This window comes from Neobacillus sp. DY30, from assembly GCF_030123065.1.
In the GTDB taxonomy this organism is placed as follows: domain Bacteria; phylum Bacillota; class Bacilli; order Bacillales; family Cytobacillaceae; genus Neobacillus.
Genome location: NZ_CP126093.1, coordinates 4254618 through 4275434, shown reverse-complemented (window position 1 = coordinate 4275434; position 20817 = coordinate 4254618). Strand labels below are relative to the sequence as shown.

Annotated in this window: 21 protein-coding genes and 1 other RNA gene; 13 read left to right on the top strand and 9 right to left on the bottom strand. The window is 38.0% G+C overall.

The genetic code is table 11. The features are described 5' to 3' along the window. Positions 1-52: 52 nt before the first annotated feature. Positions 53-409, top strand: coding sequence for a DUF1798 family protein (locus QNH29_RS21030; protein WP_283861265.1), 357 nt, complete (start codon positions 53-55; stop codon positions 407-409). Between the two features lie 56 nt (positions 410-465). On the opposite strand, the gene yppF is transcribed toward QNH29_RS21030, so the two are convergent. Next, the gene (yppF, locus tag QNH29_RS21025; protein ID WP_283861264.1) at positions 466-675 is read right to left on the bottom strand and encodes a YppF family protein; all 210 of its coding nucleotides are present in this window, start codon (positions 673-675) and stop codon (positions 466-468) included. Between the two features lie 185 nt (positions 676-860). Here yppF and QNH29_RS21020 point away from each other — a divergent pair, with 185 nt between their 5' ends. Further along, the gene (locus tag QNH29_RS21020) at positions 861-1394 is read left to right on the top strand and encodes a YppG family protein (protein ID WP_283861263.1); all 534 of its coding nucleotides are present in this window, start codon (positions 861-863) and stop codon (positions 1392-1394) included. A gap of 84 nt (positions 1395-1478) precedes the next feature. Here the strand turns inward: QNH29_RS21020 and QNH29_RS21015 are convergent, their stop codons facing one another. Continuing rightward, positions 1479-1958 (bottom strand): Hsp20/alpha crystallin family protein, encoded by a 480-nt coding sequence (locus QNH29_RS21015; RefSeq protein WP_283861262.1) that lies wholly within the window; start codon positions 1956-1958, stop codon positions 1479-1481. 191 nt (positions 1959-2149) lie between these two features. Here QNH29_RS21015 and hcp point away from each other — a divergent pair, with 191 nt between their 5' ends. Continuing rightward, positions 2150-3448: a hydroxylamine reductase gene (hcp, locus tag QNH29_RS21010; RefSeq protein WP_283861261.1), complete on the top strand. Its 1299-nt coding sequence runs from the start codon at positions 2150-2152 to the stop codon at positions 3446-3448. A gap of 38 nt (positions 3449-3486) precedes the next feature. Here the strand turns inward: hcp and QNH29_RS21005 are convergent, their stop codons facing one another. Next, the gene (locus tag QNH29_RS21005; RefSeq protein ID WP_283861260.1) at positions 3487-4185 is read right to left on the bottom strand and encodes a Crp/Fnr family transcriptional regulator; all 699 of its coding nucleotides are present in this window, start codon (positions 4183-4185) and stop codon (positions 3487-3489) included. Between the two features lie 120 nt (positions 4186-4305). Here QNH29_RS21005 and QNH29_RS21000 point away from each other — a divergent pair, with 120 nt between their 5' ends. The 8 genes from QNH29_RS21000 (at position 4306) to QNH29_RS20965 (ending at position 13635) form a co-directional block, all read left to right on the top strand. Continuing rightward, entirely contained in the window at positions 4306-6582 is a 2277-nt protein-coding gene (locus QNH29_RS21000; RefSeq protein WP_283861259.1) for a DEAD/DEAH box helicase, read from the top strand. Positions 6583-6599: 17 nt separating this feature from the next. Then, positions 6600-7886: a ribonuclease H-like domain-containing protein gene (locus QNH29_RS20995; protein ID WP_283861258.1), complete on the top strand. Its 1287-nt coding sequence runs from the start codon at positions 6600-6602 to the stop codon at positions 7884-7886. Positions 7887-8277: 391 nt separating this feature from the next. Next, entirely contained in the window at positions 8278-8769 is a 492-nt protein-coding gene (locus QNH29_RS20990; RefSeq protein WP_283861257.1) for a CotD family spore coat protein, read from the top strand. A gap of 98 nt (positions 8770-8867) precedes the next feature. Beyond that, entirely contained in the window at positions 8868-9425 is a 558-nt protein-coding gene (locus tag QNH29_RS20985) for an SLOG family protein (protein WP_283865701.1), read from the top strand. A gap of 83 nt (positions 9426-9508) precedes the next feature. Next, a complete protein-coding gene (gene gpsB / locus QNH29_RS20980; protein ID WP_063251187.1) occupies positions 9509-9811 on the top strand; it encodes a cell division regulator GpsB in 303 nt (100 codons plus the stop codon). An 80-nt stretch (positions 9812-9891) separates the two neighbouring features. Beyond that, positions 9892-10294: RNase P RNA component class B (gene rnpB, locus QNH29_RS20975), an RNA gene on the top strand. A 207-nt stretch (positions 10295-10501) separates the two neighbouring features. Then, complete coding sequence (locus QNH29_RS20970) at positions 10502-11644, top strand: THUMP domain-containing class I SAM-dependent RNA methyltransferase (protein ID WP_283861256.1); 1143 nt, start codon at positions 10502-10504, stop codon at positions 11642-11644. A gap of 65 nt (positions 11645-11709) precedes the next feature. After that, entirely contained in the window at positions 11710-13635 is a 1926-nt protein-coding gene (locus QNH29_RS20965) for an ATP-dependent DNA helicase (RefSeq protein ID WP_283861255.1), read from the top strand. 34 nt (positions 13636-13669) lie between these two features. Here the strand turns inward: QNH29_RS20965 and QNH29_RS20960 are convergent, their stop codons facing one another. Genes QNH29_RS20960 through QNH29_RS20940 form a run of 5 tightly spaced genes read right to left on the bottom strand, consistent with a single transcriptional unit; the run spans position 13670 to position 16424 of the window. Then, positions 13670-13969 (bottom strand): metal-sulfur cluster assembly factor, encoded by a 300-nt coding sequence (locus tag QNH29_RS20960; RefSeq protein WP_283865700.1) that lies wholly within the window; start codon positions 13967-13969, stop codon positions 13670-13672. 14 nt (positions 13970-13983) lie between these two features. Then, positions 13984-15228: a hypothetical protein gene (locus QNH29_RS20955; protein WP_283861254.1), complete on the bottom strand. Its 1245-nt coding sequence runs from the start codon at positions 15226-15228 to the stop codon at positions 13984-13986. A gap of 14 nt (positions 15229-15242) precedes the next feature. Then, a complete protein-coding gene (locus QNH29_RS20950) occupies positions 15243-15449 on the bottom strand; it encodes a DUF2249 domain-containing protein (RefSeq protein WP_283861253.1) in 207 nt (68 codons plus the stop codon). A 24-nt stretch (positions 15450-15473) separates the two neighbouring features. Further along, positions 15474-15707 (bottom strand): DUF2249 domain-containing protein, encoded by a 234-nt coding sequence (locus QNH29_RS20945; RefSeq protein WP_283861252.1) that lies wholly within the window; start codon positions 15705-15707, stop codon positions 15474-15476. Between the two features lie 24 nt (positions 15708-15731). Continuing rightward, positions 15732-16424 (bottom strand): Crp/Fnr family transcriptional regulator, encoded by a 693-nt coding sequence (locus QNH29_RS20940; protein WP_283861251.1) that lies wholly within the window; start codon positions 16422-16424, stop codon positions 15732-15734. Positions 16425-16642: 218 nt separating this feature from the next. On the opposite strand from QNH29_RS20940, the gene QNH29_RS20935 reads away from it, so the two are divergent. Further along, entirely contained in the window at positions 16643-19006 is a 2364-nt protein-coding gene (locus tag QNH29_RS20935) for a nitric-oxide reductase large subunit (RefSeq protein WP_283865699.1), read from the top strand. 22 nt (positions 19007-19028) lie between these two features. On the opposite strand, the gene QNH29_RS20930 is transcribed toward QNH29_RS20935, so the two are convergent. After that, a complete protein-coding gene (locus tag QNH29_RS20930; RefSeq protein ID WP_283861250.1) occupies positions 19029-19172 on the bottom strand; it encodes a hypothetical protein in 144 nt (47 codons plus the stop codon). A gap of 85 nt (positions 19173-19257) precedes the next feature. On the opposite strand from QNH29_RS20930, the gene QNH29_RS20925 reads away from it, so the two are divergent. Further along, positions 19258-20769, top strand: coding sequence for a carboxypeptidase M32 (locus QNH29_RS20925; protein WP_283865698.1), 1512 nt, complete (start codon positions 19258-19260; stop codon positions 20767-20769). Positions 20770-20817: the final 48 nt, after the last annotated feature.

Below are 20817 nucleotides of genomic sequence, written 5' to 3'. Positions count from 1 at the left end.
GCTTTATTAAAAGCTGCTTTTTATTTTTTATATCAGAAAGGATTAATTTTTCATGTCAGAACAAATACTTCAATTAACCAAAAGGCTGCTTAATTATAACCATTTATTTATGAAATATTACGAAGAGGCTCGCGAGAAAGGAACCAGCTATGATTTTCATGAAGTAATTAAGCCTTTTGCCGACGAGGTTAAGCAGGCAGCTCAAGAATGGGGAGCATTGATGAAAAGCTGGTTAATAAATAATCCGCAAAAACATCTCCATCTTAAACAAATCGATACAACTTTAGATCATATTGATCAATTGTCTATACAGGCATTTTTTCCGAAAACAAGCCGCTCAAGATTTTTAAATGCCAATCGAACAGTTGAATTTTTTCTGGGAGAGATTGTCAAAGAATTAGAAAAATAAAAGAGATGCAGAAAGTGCATCTCTTAATAGGCTTGTCTAGCTGTAATTTTTATTAATTATGAATTTTCGATGAGGGAGTCTTCCTTATAACTGTCAGGAATCACGGCGCCCTGAGCTTCTAGCTCACGTACAAGCAGGCGATATTCTTTAATATCAATTTCGTTATGAATATAAGCCTTTTTAGCAAAATCCATTAATGCATTAACATCATCAGTGCTGTAATCCCGACTTTGATTAAATTTGCTTTTAAGTGAGCGAATGTCCATATGTAACTCCTCCTTCATCTTTTTTTTATAGTAACATGAAAAAAAAGGATTCCTAGTTTTTAAAATATTTAAACTTTAGACAAAGTTCTTTGGATTTTGACATTGAAAACTAGTTGAAAATATGCACCTCTCACTTCATTGATACATAATGTGTAGTAATGAAAAAGCGGAGGAGATGTTTGCCCATGTACGGTGGAATTAGATCAAACTCTTATATAAATCATGGATACTCGGGGCAAATCAATACAAGAGCCTCAGGTAATTATCCATCCAATTTTCAACCCATTCCGCGTAATCAGCCATACCCTTACCAAGCAGCACCAAGTATGGAATGGTACCCATATCCACAACAAAACCCTTACTTTCAGCAGCATTATCAGTCCTACGCCCCGACTTATCAGCCTGTTTCCAATACAACGGGGCAATATCCTCCTAAAAGTGCACAATTTTTATTCCAAAATCCTCTGCAGCCTAAGGAGGAAATACCGCCAATTCAGTATATGCCGCAAATGAACGGATACAGCGTGATGAACCCGTATCCTAAACCAAATGCAATGATTAAACAGCCTGGAGGAATTCAATCGCTAATGAATTCATTTAAATCACAAGATGGCACGGTCGACGTTAATAAGATGGTGAATACAGCGGGGCAGGTAGTAAGTGCAGTAACCCAGGTTTCCTCACTTGTTAAAGGTCTTGGAGGAATATTTAAAGCATAAAAAAATTAGAAAGACGGCCAAAAGCCGTCTTTCTTTTCGTGTATTTGTCGAAAAGTTTATGTGGAGGTTTTTTATTTTGATTCTTTAGTCCTCTATATTAATCGATTTTCCTCTAACTTGTGGAATCCGAATGGTCAGTAAACCGTCCCGATAAGTAGCCTTAACCAACTTTTCATTAATGGTCATAGGTAACGGAATGGTACGGGAGAGTCTTTGTTGTGAAACCTTCCTTTGGAAAAAGTGATTGTTTAAATCTTCCTTTGTTTCCATTTCATTATTCTCGACAGAAATACTTACATGATTGGGTAAGATATTAAGCCGTATTTGCTCCTTTTTAACCCCTGGAAGCTCAGCTGAAATAATGTATTCGTCCTCTGTTTCCTGAACCTCAACAGGAAAAGCTCCACTTGGAAACGGACTATTAAAAAATTCATCAATAGATTGTAGAAATCCTTTTACCGGTTTTTCATGAATAAAGTCATTCATCGTCCTAAAAAGATCTCGAAACTGCTCAGGTTTAACCTTCTTATTTTTATTTTGATCACTTGGAGGCATGGTAGACATCAAACTTTCCCTCACTTCCGTATTTTCTCACCATATCATATGCATTAGGCTATGCTTTGTGCAGGTTCATACTTTAGCGGTAAATTTATGAACCTTTTATTACAACTGCGTTTTTAGTGATAAATGTCACATTAAAAATTTACTAGTATTTGTATCATGAAAAAGTATTTACGAGAAAGCGAGGGAACAGAATGTTCTGTAATCAATGTGAACAAACTCCTGTTGGCGGCTGTACAGTTGTTGGTGTTTGTGGGAAAAATGAAACAATTTCAAGCCTTCAGGATACCATTATCTATGGATTAAAAGGAATTGCAGCTTACCGGACGCATGCTAATCAACTAGGATATACGGATTCATTTGTTGATACAACTACACAAGAAGCTCTTTATATGACATTAACGAATTCTAATTTCAATGTTCAAGAACATATCGAAATGGCAATGAAGGTGGGGAAGGCAACGGTACGTGTGATGGAAATGCTCGATGAAGCACATACAAAGCGTCTTGGCATTCCTGAGCCAAAACGCGTTAGCCAAAACAAAATTGAAGGAAAATCCATTGTGGTTTCCGGTCATAACTTATTTGCGCTCGAGGAATTGCTAAAGCAGACAGAAGGAAAAGGCATTAATATTTATACACATTCCGAAATGCTTCCGGCACATGGGTATCCAGCATTAAAGAAATATCCTCATTTAAAAGGAAATATCGGAAAGGCTTGGTATGACCAACGACGTCTTTTTGAAAAATTCCCGGGTGCGATTTTGGCAACTACCAACTGTGTAATGCCAATTAAAGGTACATATGCTGACCGAATGTTTAGTTATGAAGTAGCAGGTCTTGAGAATGTACAAAAAATTACTAATGATGACTTTTCACCATTAATCGAGAGAGCGCTTGAACTTCCAGAAGCGGATATACATTCAGACGAAACCCTGCTTACCGGTTTCCATCATGAAACCGTTCTTGGCTTAGCACCAGAAGTAATTGAGGCTGTAAAAGCTGGGAAAATAAAACGTTTCTTTGTCATTGCCGGCTGTGATGCGCCTGGTAAAGGCGGGGAATATTATCGCGAATTAGCAACTTCTCTTCCGCCCGAAACAGTTATTTTGACAACATCATGCGGAAAATTCCGTTTTAACGATGTTGATTATGGCGTTGTTCCCGGAACAAATATTCCACGTTATATCGATTTAGGACAGTGTAATAACTCAGGATCTACCGTAAAGATTGCGATGGCGCTAGCTGATGCATTTGGATGCGAAATTAATGAATTACCTGTAAGCATTGTTTTATCTTGGTTTGAGCAAAAAGCAGTAGCGATTCTTTTAGGACTATTCAGTTTAGGCATCCAGGATATCCGTATTGGACCAAAGCCGCCGGAATTCATTTCTGAAGGTGTCCTGCAGGTTCTCCAGGAAACATTTAACTTAAAGTTAATTGGTACTGCTCAAGAAGACATGGCAGACATGCTTGAGCTATCAAAATCTTAATCATTTGAAAAACCGCAGCTAGTATATGCTGCGGTTATTTATATTAAATTAATTTCTGAAAGCAGAACATCAATATCTATAATCATATTTCCACGTTCATCAACTTCTATTAGCTCGTCCTTTTTCATTTTAGTTAGCGTTCTACTGATCGTTTCACGTGTAGTTCCAATCATACTTGCCAAATCACGGTTGGTAAACTCGGACTTAAGAAGAATCGTTCCGTCCTCTAATTCCTTTCCATGTTTTTGCCCAAGACGGATGAGTAGTTTGATTATTTGTTCGTATGTATTGTTAAGAATTTGTTCTTCCAGACGGTTTTGCAAATCCACTATTTTTTCACCTAGTACCTTAAATACTTTAATACTAAGTTCAGGATACTCAATGAGAACACCTTCGAATTTTGAAATAGGCACTGTAATAAGCGTTGATGGTTCAAGAACTTCAGCGTACGCAGGATAACTACCTTTCCTGAAAAAGCCAACATGAGGAAACATTTCACCTTTTTTCATAATAGCGACAATTTGTTCTTTCCCGTGGATATCACTTTTATATACTTTAATTTTCCCGCTATAAATGAAATAGACATTTTCTAATGGGTCACCTTGAAGAAAAACATGACTTTGCTTTTTCCATTCTCTAGCAATAGAAATGTTAGCAATTTTCGTTAATTCGTAGTCATCCAATTCTCTAAAAAGCATGAACTCAGAAAGCACCTTTTTAACATCTTCGATTCTCATGCTCCACCTCCACAGACGAAATAAAATACCTTATACTATTGTAACAGACAAATAAATAATAATTAACAAGCTTTTTCTGCGAACGTTTATTCGCTATAATGGTTATAACGAGGTGATCCTATGAAATTGAAAAAAAACCTGCAAGATATACTTGCTGATATAAAAATAAATGATGGTTTCAAAGAAAATATTGTTACCTGGAAGACACTTGAAGCAAAAGAAGCCCAAACCGTTTCCCTTCCGAATAACCTTAATCCGGCATTAATAGATTCACTTAATAGTAAAGGAATAGAAAAGCTTTATACACACCAAAGAACAGCGTACGAAAAGATTATGGCCGGTAATAGTGTTGTAGCCGTTACGCCTACTGCTTCTGGAAAAACACTTTGCTATAACCTACCTGTTTTACAAAGTATTTTATCCAACCCCAGCGCCAGGGCTCTTTACATGTTTCCTACAAAAGCATTGGCACAGGACCAGAAAAGTGAAATAAATGAAATCATCCAGGCCTCGGGAATGGATATTAACAGTTATACCTATGATGGTGATACACCGGCAAATATCCGCCAAAAGGTCCGCAAGGCTGGACATGTAGTCATAACTAATCCAGATATGCTTCATTCAGCCATTCTTCCTCACCACACAAAATGGGTTTCTCTGTTTGAAAATCTGAAATTCGTGGTAATTGATGAGCTTCACACGTATCGAGGCGTTTTCGGCAGTCATGTCGCCAACGTTATTCGCCGGCTTAAAAGGATTTGTCGATACTACGGCAGTAACCCGGTATTTATTTGTACATCTGCAACGATTGCCAATCCACTTGAGCTTGCTGAAAACCTAACAGAGGAAAAAATGACCCTAATTGATAATAATGGTGCACCAAGTGGTAATAAACATTTTCTTTTTTATAATCCCCCGATTGTAAATAAGCCCTTAAATATTAGAAGAAGTGCAACACTTGAGGTAAGGAAAATTGCGGGGGAATTATTAAAAAATAAAATACAAACGATTGTCTTCGCTAGAAGCAGAGTGCGAGTGGAGATTATTTTAACCTACCTGCAAGAGTTGGTTAAAAATCAATTAGGTCCTAAATCGATCATGGGATATCGGGGAGGCTATCTGCCAACCGAACGCAGGAAAATTGAAAAAGGCCTGCGTTCCGGGGATATTTATGGCGTTGTTAGTACCAATGCATTGGAGCTGGGAGTAGATATTGGCCAGTTACAGGTATGTATTATGACTGGGTATCCTGGGACGATTTCCAGCGCATGGCAGCAGGCAGGGCGAGCAGGAAGGAGACACGGGGAAGCACTTGTTATAATGGTTGCGAGTTCTAGTCCACTTGATCAATATATTATCCAGAACCCTGAATATTTTTTTAATAAAAGCCCAGAGACGGCAAGGATTAATCCTGATAACCTGATCATTTTAATTGATCATATGAAATGTGCAGCTTTCGAGCTGCCGTTTAAAGCAGGTGAGCAGTTTGGAAACGTTGGTACGGAGGATTTGCTTGAATATCTGACAGAGGAACGTATTCTGTACCAAAACGGCGATAAATGGTATTGGATGAATGATTCGTTCCCTGCTCATAATATTAGTTTGCGCTCTGCTTCTCAAGAAAATGTTATCATTGTCGACCAATCAGATGTGGCAAATGTAAGAGTAATCGGAGAAATGGACCGCTTCTCGGCCATGACGCTGCTGCATGATGAAGCTATCTATCTGCATCAAGGAACCCAATTCCAAGTAGAAAAGCTTGATTGGGATGAAAAGAAGGCATTTGTGCGGGAAGTAGATGTTGACTATTTTACAGATGCCAATTTAGCTGTGCAACTAAAGGTTTTAGAAGAGGACAAGCTTAAAAAGATGGAGTATGCAGAAGTTGGCTATGGGGATGTAAGCGTTCGGGCAATGGCTACCATCTTTAAGAAAATAAAATTCGAGACCCATGAAAATATCGGTTCTGGTCCAATCCACCTCCCTGAAGAAGAACTCCACACGAGCGCAGCTTGGATTTCGTTAAATAAGTCGTTCGCAGAAATGGGGCAAGAGCGGTTAGAACAGGGGCTCGTTGGCACAGCACATGCTTTAAATCATATTGCACCACTATTTGTCATGGCAGATCCACAAGATATTCATGTGATACCGCAGGTTAAGGCTGATCATAATGAGAAGCCGACAATTTTCTTCTATGACCGTTATCCTGGCGGTATAGGGTTAAGTGAGAAAATTCATTCGGGAATGTCAGTTGTATTTGCGGAAACGAAAAAAATGATTGATAACTGTAAATGTCAATCAGGCTGTCCTTCATGTATCGGAACCGACGCAGCCGGTGAGACCGCAAAGAGGGATACATTAAAAATAATCGAGGCTTTTTTAAATCCTTCCAATTAAAACGAGGAAGTGCTGAAATGTCATTAAAAAATAAATTGAATCGTTTAAAACCGCATATGACAGGAGGAGCCACAGTAATAAACAATACTCCTCCTCCTGAGACTGCAAGGATTGAGATACCATTCCTTCCTAAATGGGAAAGCGAAAATGTCGCCCCATATTTCTTAGATCAAGATTACTGTCTTATTCGTGAAGTAAAATATCCTTTAACACAAAAGCATGGACATTACCATTTTCATGATTTTCTTACAGCAATTGATATTTGGAATAAACAGCCTATCAGCCATCCATTATCAGCCGAGGGGCATTCTGCTGAAGAATTATTCTTTTTTGATACTGAAACGACAGGACTTGGAGGCGGAGCAGGGAATACGATTTTTTTACTTGGCTATGCAAGTGTCATTGGTGAAAATCTTGTTCTAAGACAGCATATACTCCCGCATCCTGGTGCAGAAGTCCCGCTGTATCAAAGCTTTTTGGAGAAGGTAAATTACAAAACATTAGTCACCTATAATGGAAAATCCTTTGACTGGCCGCAAGTAAAAACAAGGCATACCCTTGTAAGGGATCATGTACCCAAGCTTCCTGCTTTTGGTCATTTTGATTTATTTCATGCAGCAAAACGACTTTGGAAACATAAATTAGATCGTCTTAAGCTAGCTGTGGTCGAAAAAGATGTCTTAGGGATTGAGCGGCAAGATGATATCCCGGGTTATTTGGCTCCCATGATTTATTTTGATTTCGTTGATAGTAAACAGCCTGATGGAATGCTTGGAATTATAAAGCATAATGAAATTGATATCTTATCTCTTGTTACACTATATACCCACCTAACCTTTCAACTTTGCGGGAGGGACATTAATCAAACACGAAAAGAATCTTTTGAAGTCGGACGCTGGTATGCTTCACTCGGTGAAAAGGGTGAAGCTGCAAAGGTCTTGACAAAGCTTGCAGGAGGCAGCGATTTCACATCATTACAAGCAAAACTTGCGCTTGCCTATCAAGCTAAAAAAGAACAAAACTGGGAAACTGGTTTACCGCTATTTATTGAAGTGGCTGACGCTGAAAATCCGACGTTGAGTATTGAAGCATGCATTGAAACGGCTAAAATCTATGAGCACAAAATAAAAGATTATAAGCGTGCTTTGAATTATTGCCAAAAGGCGGTTGAAATCATTAATAATACTAAAACTCCTGCGCAAAAAGTTCAGCAGCAGCTTGAATCAAGATTGACCCGATTAGAGGGCAAATTCGCTAAATTTCAAATGAAGTGCAACGGTTCGTCATACCTTGATGTATTGTAACAAAAATTTCACATTTAAATGCAGAAAACTATATTGTTTCTTATAGTTTAAAGTTGTAAAATATGAAACTGTGAGTAAAAAACGACTATAAAACAAAAATGAGGTAGATACGATGTATAAAGCAATCTTGTATTTATTTTTTGTTGTCGTTTGTTTGACTGCAGTACTTTTTTCAAGCTTAAAAGATAACTTATATTCGATGCTATAATAAGTTCCAGTCCCCAGTCTGTTATGGACTCGTATCATGGGGTACTTGAGCTGGACAGTTGTCTATTTGAAGTTATTCTTAATCAGATACATGAAAAATAGGTATTTTCCTTAGTACAAGAATTTCTCTCCTATCATAGGCTGTTAATGTAAACAGAATATATTTTTGAAGGGAGAGCTTAAATTGTATCTTGGAACTAATTTTGCGCCGCCAGTCATTCATCCGACTCAAAATTTCGTAAACCACACGTTCTCAACAACGGTGGTTCCGCATATTCATCCAAAACATATAACAACTATTAATCATCATATGTTCCAGCATAAACACTATTGTCCAACTACTGCTTCTTGCGCTGAGGAGTGCTGTAACCAGCACATTAACTGCTGTCCAGGTGGTATGCCGGCACCGGCACCAACAGCTGTTGCTGGAGCTCAAAGCAATGCATTACCTCCAGGGAACAACATGCCGCCAAATATGGGACCAGGCATGATGGGACCGGGCATGGGACCAGGCATGATGGGACCGGGCATGGGACCAGGCATGATGGGACCGGGCATGGGACCAGGTATGATGGGACCAGGCATGGGTTCAGGAATGGGACCAGGCATGATGGGACCAGGAATGGGATCAGGCATGGCGCCAGGTCAATTCCCTCGTCCGCGACGTTTTAGATAACAATACTAACAAGGGCAATCCGCCCTTGTTTTTTTTGGTTATTTTGATATGTTTATAAAAAAATGGCTCTCTAAACGCCAATAAGGAGCATAACTTTGATTAAAGTTTTAGCCATATCAGGTTACAAACCGTTTGAATTAGGAATATTTAAAAACGATCATCCTGCTGTTATGTTTATTAAAGCGGCCATAAAGAAAGAGTTAATCTCATTAATGGAAGCGGGATTAGAGTGGGTATTGATTAGTGGACAACTTGGTGTTGAACTTTGGGCTGCTGAAGTTGTTTTCGAATTACAAGCAGAATTTCCTGATGTAAAACTGGCTGTTATCACCCCATTTCTAGATCAAGAAGCCTCTTGGAGTGAAAACAACACAGATTGGTATAAATCAATCTTAGCACAAGCAGACTACATCGATTCTGTAACAAAAAAAGGGTATGAAAAACCTTGGCAGTTTCGTTTAAAAAATCAATTTTTTATTGAAAAAAGTGACGGACTGCTTCTTTTATACGATCAAGAGAAAGAAGGAAGCCCAAAGTACATATACGAATTGGCAGTACAATATCAAACCAAACACTCTTATCCAATACGGCTTATCACTTTTTATGATTTACAAGTAATCGTAGAAGAAGAAGAATTAAAACGTTCAGATTATTAGGCAAAAGAAAGAAAAATTGACAAAATCGCATATTTTTGAAAAAATAATAGGTAATGATTGGCGAATGACTTGAGGTGAATTGAATGGTGTCCGATAAAGTGAAATTGACCGCTAAGGATATTTTAGAAAAAGAATTTAAGACCGGTGTTAGAGGCTATAAACAAGAAGATGTTGATAAGTATTTGGACTTGATTATCAAGGATTATGAAGTGTTTCAACAGGAAATAGAAGATCTGCAGCAAGAAAATCTCCGCTTACGTAAACAGCTGGAAGAAACATCTAGAAGACAGCCGGTAACACAGCCTGCAGGAACGACTAACTTTGATATTTTAAAGCGTTTATCAAATCTTGAGAAACATGTTTTTGGCAATAAACTATACGATTAACAGATAGTCCCATGATTTCCTAATTAAAACCATTGATTAATAAAATACAAATGAATATAATAAGAAAGTACTCATTAATAACGTTCGGGTAATCGCTGCAAGGAGCCTTGCTTGCTTGTAGAGGAAAGTCCATGCTCGCACGAGCTGAGATGCTCGTAGTGTTCGTGCCTAGCCAATTCATAAGCTAGGGCAGCCATGAGCCAATGGCTTGGCTGACGGCCGGGAAAATACCTAAGTCCATACGGATATGGTATGAATACCTATAAAAGTGCCACAGTGACGGAGCCTTTTCAGAAATGAAAAGGGTGGAACGAGGTAAACCCCACGAGCGAGAAACCCAAATAATGGTAGGGGCACTTTCTCTGAGGAATTGAACGAGGAGAAGGACAGATTCACCTGAATCTGTAGATAGATGATTACCACCTAGGTACGAGGCATTTAACGCCGTTTGCAGTACTCTGGTACAGAACATGGCTTATAGAACGTTATTAATGCCAATAAAGTTAACGGTATCGACTCTCCTAATGAGGAGAGTCTTTTTACTTTTAGGTAAAGATTAATGTGGGTTGTTTAAATGTAATGGAGTGCAAATCAACAGGGTGCATGGGCTTACGGATTTTGGTCTATAATGGTATGATAGACCAGCTGCTATTCATACATAATAAGGTAAAAAAGTTAAGGGTGGAATAAATGGGAAAATATCAATTAATTGCTACCGCTGCAATGGGCCTCGAAGCGTTAGTAGCAAAAGAAGTGCGCGCTCTTGGTTATGAGTGTGAAGTGGAAAATGGAAAGGTCATTTATACAGGTGATGAAAACGCGATTGCTCGTAGTAATATGTGGCTTCGAACAGCTGACAGAGTAAAAATAAAAGTCGGTGAATTTAAAGCCTATACCTTTGATGAATTATTTGAGAAAACAAAGGCATTGCCCTGGGAAAAGTATCTCCCAGAAGATGCCGAGTTTCCTGTGACCGGAAAATCAGTAAAGTCAAAGCTATTTAGTGTTTCAGATTGTCAAGCCATTGTGAAAAAGGCTGTTGTGGACCGAATGAAAAGCCATTATAAGCGTAGTTCTTGGTTTGAAGAGACTGGTGCTTATTTTCGAATTGAAGTGGCATTGTTAAAAGACGTGGCAACCATAACCATCGATACAAGCGGTCAAGGACTTCATAAACGAGGATATCGTGTTGATCAGGGTGAAGCTCCACTAAAGGAAACTCTCGCAGCTGCCTTGGTATCACTAACGAATTGGAAACCTGATAAACCATTTATTGATCCTTTCTGTGGTTCAGGAACGATTCCAATTGAAGCCGCCATGATAGGACAAAATATTGCGCCCGGCTTTAATCGAGAATTTGTGTCAGAAAATTGGGATTGGATTCCGGGGAAAGTATGGGACGACGCACGAACTGAAGCAGAGGATTTGGCAAATTATGACCAACCCTTGGATATTATGGGGACTGATATTGACCATCGTATGGTCAAAATTGCTCAAGAAAACTCCTTTGAGGCAGGTTTTGGTGATCTCATTCAATATAAACAAATGCAAGTACGAGATATAACAACAATCAAAGAATATGGCGTGATTGTTGGCAATCCTCCATATGGAGAAAGACTTGGTGAGAAAAAAGCTGTTGAGCAAATGTATAAAGAAATGGGACAGGCTTTTAGTAAGCTGGATACCTGGTCCATCTACATTATGACCTCTAATGAACAGTTTGAGCAATTTTATGGGAAACCGGCTACAAAAAAGCGGAAGCTGTTTAATGGCTTTATCCGCACAGACCTATATCAATATTGGGGAAAAAGACCTCCCCGTTCATTTGAATAGAACAGTTTACAACAATTGGAGCCTATTGAAAGAGGCTCCATTTAATTCGTTATAGGAGTGGTGATATGCAAGACCGTATTCCATTTGTAGTATCCAAAACTGAATCCTTTTATGATAAGCTGAGTGAATGGATTGGTGACTTATTTTATGATATTTTACCAGAGGCAGGTTTTGAATTACGTGATGAACAAATCTTTATGGCATTCCAGCTGGAAAAAGCATTTAAAGACAAAAAGGTTATGTTTGCAGAAGCCGGAGTAGGTACTGGAAAGACCATTGTTTACTTACTTTATGCGATTATGTATGCCAGATACACCAATAGACCAGCCATTATTGCCTGCGCAGATGAAACATTAATCGAACAGCTTGTAAAAAAAGAAGGTGACATTGCCAAGCTTGAAAAGGTACTTGGGCTCAATATTGATGTTAGATTGGCAAAATCAAGGGACCAATATCTATGCTTAAAAAAGCTGGATTATGTTAGGCATGAAGACTTTAACGATGACATAGCAGGAATTTATGAGGAATTACCAGATTTCGTTCATAGTGATGGCTCTATGCAAAAATTTGAAAAATATGGCGACCGCAGGGATTATCCTTCTTTGTCGGATGAAACATGGGGTAAAATTAACTGGGATATGGTTCAGGACTGTTTTTCTTGTGAAAAAAGACACCGTTGCGGACTCACTTTAAATCGTGATTACTACCGCCACGCAAAGGACTTAATTATTTGCTCACATGATTTTTATATGGAACATATTTGGACTAAAGAATCACGAAAGCGCGAAGGGCAGCTGCCGTTATTGCCAGACCACTCTTCGGTTGTTTTTGATGAAGGACATTTGCTTGAATATGCTGCGCAGAAAGCGTTAAGCTATCGTTTTACTGATTCTACGCTAGAAACCTTACTAACAAGGCTGATGGAAAATGAAGTACGTGAAAAAACGTTATATACGATCGAGGAAGCACTTTTAGACAATGATAAGTTCTTTAGTGCAGTGTCACAGCACGCTGTCCCTACAGAAGGTTCCGAAAAACAAATGATTGCCATGCATCCTTCTTTAGTGCAATATGGTACAACCCTGCTAAATAGGCTCCAGGCAATCGAAGAGGAGCTTGTCTTTGAAAGTGAATTATATGTTATCAATGAATATGACTTGAAAATTGTCGAGGAATATTTAGAACAGATTACATACTCATTATCACTTTTTCTTAAAGAAATGAACGGGATTACCTGGTTTGAAGAAAAGGCATATGAACGGTCACTGGTGATTATGCCGAAAATGGTTGAAGAAGTTATGAGGGATGAAGTATTCTCACAAAAGAAGCCGTTCATCTTTTCATCCGCGACATTATCGAATGACAAGAAGTTTGATTACATTGCAAATAGCTTGGGAATTAAAGAGTATTTATCTTTTTCAGTTGATTCACCTTTTGATTACGATGAAAAAATGGAAGTATTCCTTCCGAAATTCAATCGAAACTCGTCGGACGAAAAGCTCGATTATGTCATCAACAAGATTGTTCAGTCAGAAGGACGGGCGCTTATTCTTTTAAACAATCAAAATGAATTAAAAAGCCTTAAAGAAAAGCTTTCCCGGAATATTCCGTATCCTGTGTACTTCGAAGGGGATGAAGAAATAAGCACGCTTGTTTCAAAGTTTCAAAATGAAGAGCATGCCATTCTTTGCACGATTCATCTATGGGAAGGGTTAGATATTCCTGGGAGATCATTGGAAAATGTGATAATATTTTCATTGCCATTTCCTCCGAACGACCCTGTATTTACGGCTAAGCGAAACGGTGTTAGTGATCCCTACACGGAAGTCGATTTACCCTATATGCTATTGCGCTTAAGACAGGGAATAGGTCGATTAATTAGAAGTGAAAACGATCGAGGCACTGTTCATATCATGCTAAATGAAAATACCGATTCAGCATTATTGCAGAAAATTAAAGATGTTCTGCCGACAGAAGCAGTAGAAGTATAAGGTAAAAAGGTCAGCACACAGGCTGACCTTTTTCTTATCTCCCTAATAAACGAAGCCCCTCAGCTGTCATTTTCTCAGGCGACCATGCAGGTTCCCAAACAAGATTTACTTCAACGTTCCTTGTTGCTTCAATTCCTTCAACACTATACCTTACACCTCTTGTAATACTGTCATGGAGAGGGCAGCCAGGTGTGGTCAACGTCATGGTAACCTCTACGTCATATTCGTCCGTTACTTCAACTTTATAAATCAATCCTAAGTCGACAACATTTATATTTAATTCAGGGTCATATACACTTTTTAACGCTTCAATCACTTTATCTTTAAGATACATCATTAAACACCTCTTTATTTTTTTAAGACTTTAAGGATACTAATTGCAATTAGGATAAATACAAGGGAAACGGTAAATTGTCCAATATTAAAAATTAGTATGGTTTCAAAAACGATTGAAAAGAATACAAGAAATACGGCAATTACAAATAGTGAAAATAAAGGAAAGACAATTTTTTCATTCATCATATCTTTTAAGGATGGTACAGATTTTTTTCCGATTTCCTTACTGTATTTATATGTCCACCAAAGGAACGGAACAATTTTGTATAAATATCCCATAATACTGAGGACGATCCACAGTAATAAATACAAGTAAATAAACGGACCCATCAGGGCTGAATTTTGTTCACTCCATATTGCAATGAAGGCTGCTAGATGAATGATGTTCCCTAATCCAATTGCCACTAAAGCAAATGTAAATGAATGATCAAGTTTTTTCTTCAGCCTCTTCTTAATGATGATAGAGATATGCCAGCTAAATAGGGAAAAACCTGCAAACAGTAAGAAAAATCCTGCCTTTAATAGCGTTTCATTTCCGGTGAAAAATGATAGTAATGAAATCACTAGACCGGCAGCATAAAGACCATATACAAATCGAGCATGTACCATTGGAAACCCATGTGATAATGAAAACATAGGAACCATTTTATAAGAAAAACCAAAAATTAATAGTGTGAACCAACCTGTTACGCCCATTAAAAGATGGCTTTTAAAAATAGCTTGATAGTATGCAGCACCAAATCCTGTTTGTAATGAATAAATCAATGTGATTCCCAAGAATATCGTTAAGAATAAACAAACAAGTGCAGTTCCAACAAATGCGGTCAGGATATTTGGTTTTGCCTGTTTTTTGAGGGTCATCAACATTTGCAATAAAAACATTAAAATACCGAGCAGCATAAGAATTCCTGGAATCATAGCGTTTTGTGGCGAGATATATAACATCCAGGAAAATGAAGTGATACCAATAGCAGTAACAAAAAACTGGATAAACCCAAATTTCTCATTCCAAATGGGGGTTAAGAAAGCCACGGGTACAAGCTGATACATCGCACCCATTGCCACCATTAGAGCCCAGCCTAAAACCAGTAAATGTGCGGCTGACCAAATCGCTGGTATTCGAAAACTGCCATTCACAACCATTTGTCCATTCACTAGGATAAGGATCTGTGATACCACTAGTGCTAGTAAACTAAATATAATAAATGAGAATGGAAGCTTAATATTTGTTTCACTTCCCATTGTCTGAGGAAGCATAATTTTTCACCTTCTTATCGGAAGATTTCAATTTTGAAACTTCCGTCGTTTTGTTGTTCTGTTCTTTGCTTGTAGCCAAGTTCTTCAAGCTGTTCATATAGGAACATCGGTCTTCTATCATTAATAATTGTTAGTACTTCACCCTTATCTAAATTCTCCAAGGCTGCAAGGGTCCGCATCATTGGCTGCGGCGGTTCTAACCCTCTATTATCTAAAATCATATTAATCACCTTTCTAACAAGTAATTAGGCATTCTTGGTAAAAGTAACCTTCCAGTGCTTCTCCTCAATTTCCACTGCCTCATGAGTGAAGCCTTTTGCTTTTAGGACAGCAAACAATGGTACGGGTTTAAAAGGTGCATGGAGGATAAAAATATCATTATCTTTTACTTCTTTAACGGCTTCCATAATTTTTTGGAATGGTTCAACTTTATTTTTTAAATCTTCTCTGACATCCAGCTCGATAATCTTCTGTTCCATTTTTAACAGCTCCTTGAATGATTTTTAATAGAATAATTCCTGTTCCAGGGCATCGCGGTCAATTAGATAGAAGCCATCTTCGCACAAATTAATGTAGTGTTTCTTTTTTAAATGGTTGATGGTTCTGCTGACTGTTTCCCTAGAGGTGCCAATCATGTTTGCCAGCTCTCGATTTGTAAATTGCGTTGTTAACTGATATTTGCTGCCAACTTGTTCACCGTTAGATTGACAAAGTCTAATAAGAAGTAAAACAATTTGTTCAAAGGTATTATGAAGGACCTGTGCCTCTAGCCTTCCTTGGAGGTCTACAATTTTTTCTCCTAACACTTTAAAAAGCTTGATGCAGAGTTCTGGATTGGCAATAAGCGTTTCTTCAAATTTGTCTATAGGAATGACAATAAGATTTGCCTCTTCTAACACCTCCGCATGGGCTGGAAAATTTCCTTCTCGGAAAAAACCTGCGTGTGGAAACATCTCACCAGGTTCGAGTATCGAAACAATTTGTTCTTTCCCAGAAAAATCAGTTTTATAGATTTTGATTTTTCCTGAATGAATAAAAAATACACGGTCAAGTCGATCATCCTGCATAAACACATACATCTTCTGTTTGTAAAAGCGGGTCAATGCAATATTTATAAAGGGTTCCAGCTCCTTATTCGATAACTCTTTGAAAAGAGGGACGTCTGATAATCTTTTTTTTATGTCCTCTTGCTTCATTAACATCACCTTCATATTAGTAATTCTTGATTACCTTCATTTTAGCAGTGATCGAAATGTAATTATGTGACCTCCATCATAGTTAGAAAATTTTATTGAAAATAATTCTCAGCTGGTTTGTGGTAAAAATCACAACCTAATCATGAGGAGTTTCACTTTGTGACTATCTTGTGAACGATAGAATACGTAAGGTAATGAAACGAGAAAGGATGACAGAAATGGAAATACAGCGGGGGACAAAAACAAATAAAGTAGTAAAGGCGAATCGAAATGCATTGTTAAAATCTATTTTGATTATTACTATATTGCTAAGTTTTACTGTTTTATTGGTTGGCGGCTATTGGATTTTTAAGGAGCAGGCACCGAGACCATTAGAAATTACGAATGAAAAAGGCGAAGTGCTTTTTACAAGAGAAACCATTATGGGGGGACAAGCAGTCTTTCAAAAATATGGTTTAATGGATTATGGGACTGTTTTAGGTCATGGATCATATATGGGTCCTGATTATACGGCTGAGGCTTTAAAGATATATACTGAAGGAATGCAAGATTATCGAGCTAATGAAAAGTTTGAAAGCAACTATTCTTCCTTATCTGATGAAGAAAAGTCTATAATCAAAAATAATGTCATCAAAGAAATGCGTGAAAATCGTTATGACAGCGGAACGGATACAATGGACTTAACAAATGCTCAAGCTTTTGGACTTGAAAAAGTGAGAGAATACTATAAAGAAATTTTTACTAAAGGTGATGGCTGGGGATTAAAGAAGAATCTGATTAAAGAATCAGATATGCCAGAAAAAGATCGTGCCTATGTTGCTGATGGTGATCAGATTGAACAAATTGCAGACTTCTTCTTCTGGACTGCGTGGCTTTCAAGCACTGTCCGCCAAGGGGATGAAATCACGTATACAAATAACTGGCCATATTATGAAGACGCAGGTAATCAAATGTCTTTCTCTGCGATCCTTTGGAGCGGTGTCAGTGTAACGTTATTAATTCTCTTTATTGGGATTATATTATGGGTGTTCTACCGTTATCATTTAGATATGGAAAAGGCATATAAAGAAGGGGACTTCCCGCAAATAGACCTGAAGAAAATTCCACTAACACTGTCACAAGTTAAAACTGGAAAATATTTTGTTATCGTTTTGACATTATTCTTTGTACAGGCTATGCTCGGAGCATTATTAGCTCACTATTATATTGAACCAGATGGTTTCTTTGGAATAAAGTGGATTCATGATATTCTTCCATTTAATATCACAAAAGGCTATCATTTGCAGCTTGCAATTTTTTGGATTGCAACAGCATGGTTAGGTATGGGTATTTATGTAGCACCGCTTGTTGGTGGATACGAGCCTAAGAAGCAAGGACTATTGGTAGATATTTTGTTCTGGGCATTAGTTGTTCTCGTTGCTGGAAGTATGATCGGGCAGTGGCTGGGGGCAAATGGCTACTTAGGAAACAATTGGTTTCTCCTTGGTCACACTGGCTGGGAATATATTGAGTTAGGACGTTTATGGCAGATTATATTAATAGCAGGAATGCTCATTTGGCTATTTATTGTATATCGAGGACTCAAGAGCGGCTTAAAGCGTGAAAGTGATAAAGGGGGACTCATTCACTTATTATTCTATTCCGCAATCGCTGTACCCGCATTCTACATCTTTGCTTTATTAATTAACCCTGATACTAGCTTTACCTTTGCTGACTACTGGCGCTGGTGGATTATTCACTTATGGGTAGAAGGTATTTTTGAAGTATTTGCAGTAGTAGTTATTGGATTCTTAATGGTTCAAATGAAGCTTGTCACAAAGAGTTCTACAGTAAAAGCACTTTATTTTCAATTAATCTTATTATTAGGAAGCGGCGTCATCGGTATTGGACACCATTACTACTACAACGGGTCCGCTGAAATTTGGATTGCGCTTGGTGCTGTTTTTTCTGCGCTGGAGGTTATTCCTTTAACGCTGCTAATTCTAGAAGCTTATGAGCATTACAAAGTAATGAAAGATGGCGGCAATAACTTCCCATATAAAGGTACTTTCTGGTTCTTAATCTCTGTTGGAATTTGGAACTTAGTTGGAGCAGGGGTATTGGGCTTCTTAATCAACCTGCCTGCTGTAAGTTTCTTAGAGCACGGACAATTTTTAACGCCTGCCCATGGACACGGGTCAATGATGGGTGTATACGGTATGTTTGCTTGTGCAGTTCTATTGTACTCATTGCGAAATATCGTTAAACCAGAGGCTTGGAACGATAAATGGGTGAAAATCAGCTGTATTGCACTTAACGTCGGTCTTGCAGGAATGGTTTTTGTTTCACTGCTTCCAGTAGGAATTATTCAATTAAAAGACGCGTATGATCATGGTTATGCAGTGTCTCGTTCAGCTGAGTTCCTTCAAAAGGATATTGTCCAAACCATTTTAACATGGCGTGCAGTTCCAGATACAATATTCTTAATTGGTGTTGTTGTGTTACTTGCATTCAGTCTAAAGGCACTTTTTAATCTTCGTAAGCCAACACATAACGAAGAAGAGAAGCTTCCAGTGAAAGATTTAGCAGTAGACGAAGACTAGTCAATCGAAAAATCCGCAGGAATTATTCTTGCGGACTTTTTTTATTAGATTCGTAGCATTCGTAGCAGTACATTTTGCGATCATCTGCTAGTACTCCGTTAAAAAAACCTTCTAAACAAAAAATTTCCTTTGAACATGTGATGCAATGACCTACCAATTCTTTCATTCAGCTTGCTCCTCTCATCTTCATTTACACTATTATCTGAAAAATATGATAAAATTTAAATGGTTATTACAAAGGGGGATTTATGATGAGAATGACTCCAGAGCAGCTTGAGAAGAAGTTTTTAGAATATGTTAAGAAAATGAGTGCCTATAATGAAGCGCTAGGCTTGATTTATTGGGACCTGAGGACGGGGGCACCAAAGCAGGGAATGGATCAGCGGTCTGAAGTAATTGGCATGCTTTCCTCTGAAGTTTTTAAAATGTCTACCTCTGAAGATATGGCAGCATATATAGCAACACTTTCGAAGAATAAACTATCTGAAAAGACAGCAAAAATCCTTCAGGAATGTAAAAAAGAATATGAACGGAACAAAAGAATTCCTGCAGACGAATACAAGGAATATGTAATTCTTCAATCCAAAGCAGAATCTGTCTGGGAACAGGCAAAGGAAAATTCGGATTTTGAGTTATTCAGACCTTACTTAGAGAAATTGGTTGCAGCCACAAAACGTTTTATTACATATTGGGGTCATCAAGGAAATCCATATGATGTTTTATTAGATTTATATGAACCTGGTATGACCGTAGAAATCCTTGACAAAGTTTTTGGAGACCTAAGAGAGAAAATCGTACCGCTGGTCAAGCAGATTGCCGATTCTCCTAATAAACTCAAAACACACTTCCTGTTTAAAACCTTTAAAAAGGAAAAACAAAAGGCATTAAGCTTGGAGATTCTTGCTAAAATGGGCTATAACTTCGACGCCGGCAGACTCGATGAGACGGTACATCCATTTGCTATTGGATTAAATCCAGGAGATGTAAGGGTTACAACCAATTATGATGAGCACGATTTCCGTACAGCTGTTTTCGGTACCATTCACGAGGGCGGTCATGCGTTATACGAACAAAATATCTCTTTAAATTTGATTGGTACGCCTTTATGTACTGGAACATCAATGGGTATACATGAATCCCAATCCCTATTCTACGAAAATATGATTGGCCGCAGTTTTCCCTTTTGGAAAAATAACTTTCAGCTACTAAAGAAATATGCAACAGGACAATTTGATGATGTTTCCATTGAGGATTTTTACCGAGCTATAAACGAATCAAAGCCATCGCTGATTAGAATTGAAGCAGATGAATTAACATATCCTCTCCATATTATTATTCGTTATGAAGTTGAAAAAGGTCTATTTAATGGTCAAATCGAGGTAAAGGACCTGCCGAAAGTTTGGAATCAATTGTATCAAGAATATCTGGGCATCACTCCAGAAAATGACGCAAAAGGTGTACTTCAAGATGTACACTGGGCAGGGGGAAGTTTCGGCTATTTTCCTTCATATGCGCTGGGATACATGTATGCTGCCCAGTTTAAGAAGAAAATGCTGGAAGATTTGCCGAACTTTGACCAACTGTTAGAGGAAGGGAACTTGCTGCCGATCAAGAACTGGCTGAAGAATAAAATCCACCAATATGGCAAGCAGAAAAAGCCATTAGAAATTCTTCATGATGTAACAGGAGAAGGCTTAAATGCTCAATATCTAATCGATTATTTGTATGAGAAATATCGCAAAGTATATCAATTAAAGGCATAAACAAAAAAGGCTTCAGCATAAATGAAGCCTTTTCTTGTTTCTTGAATA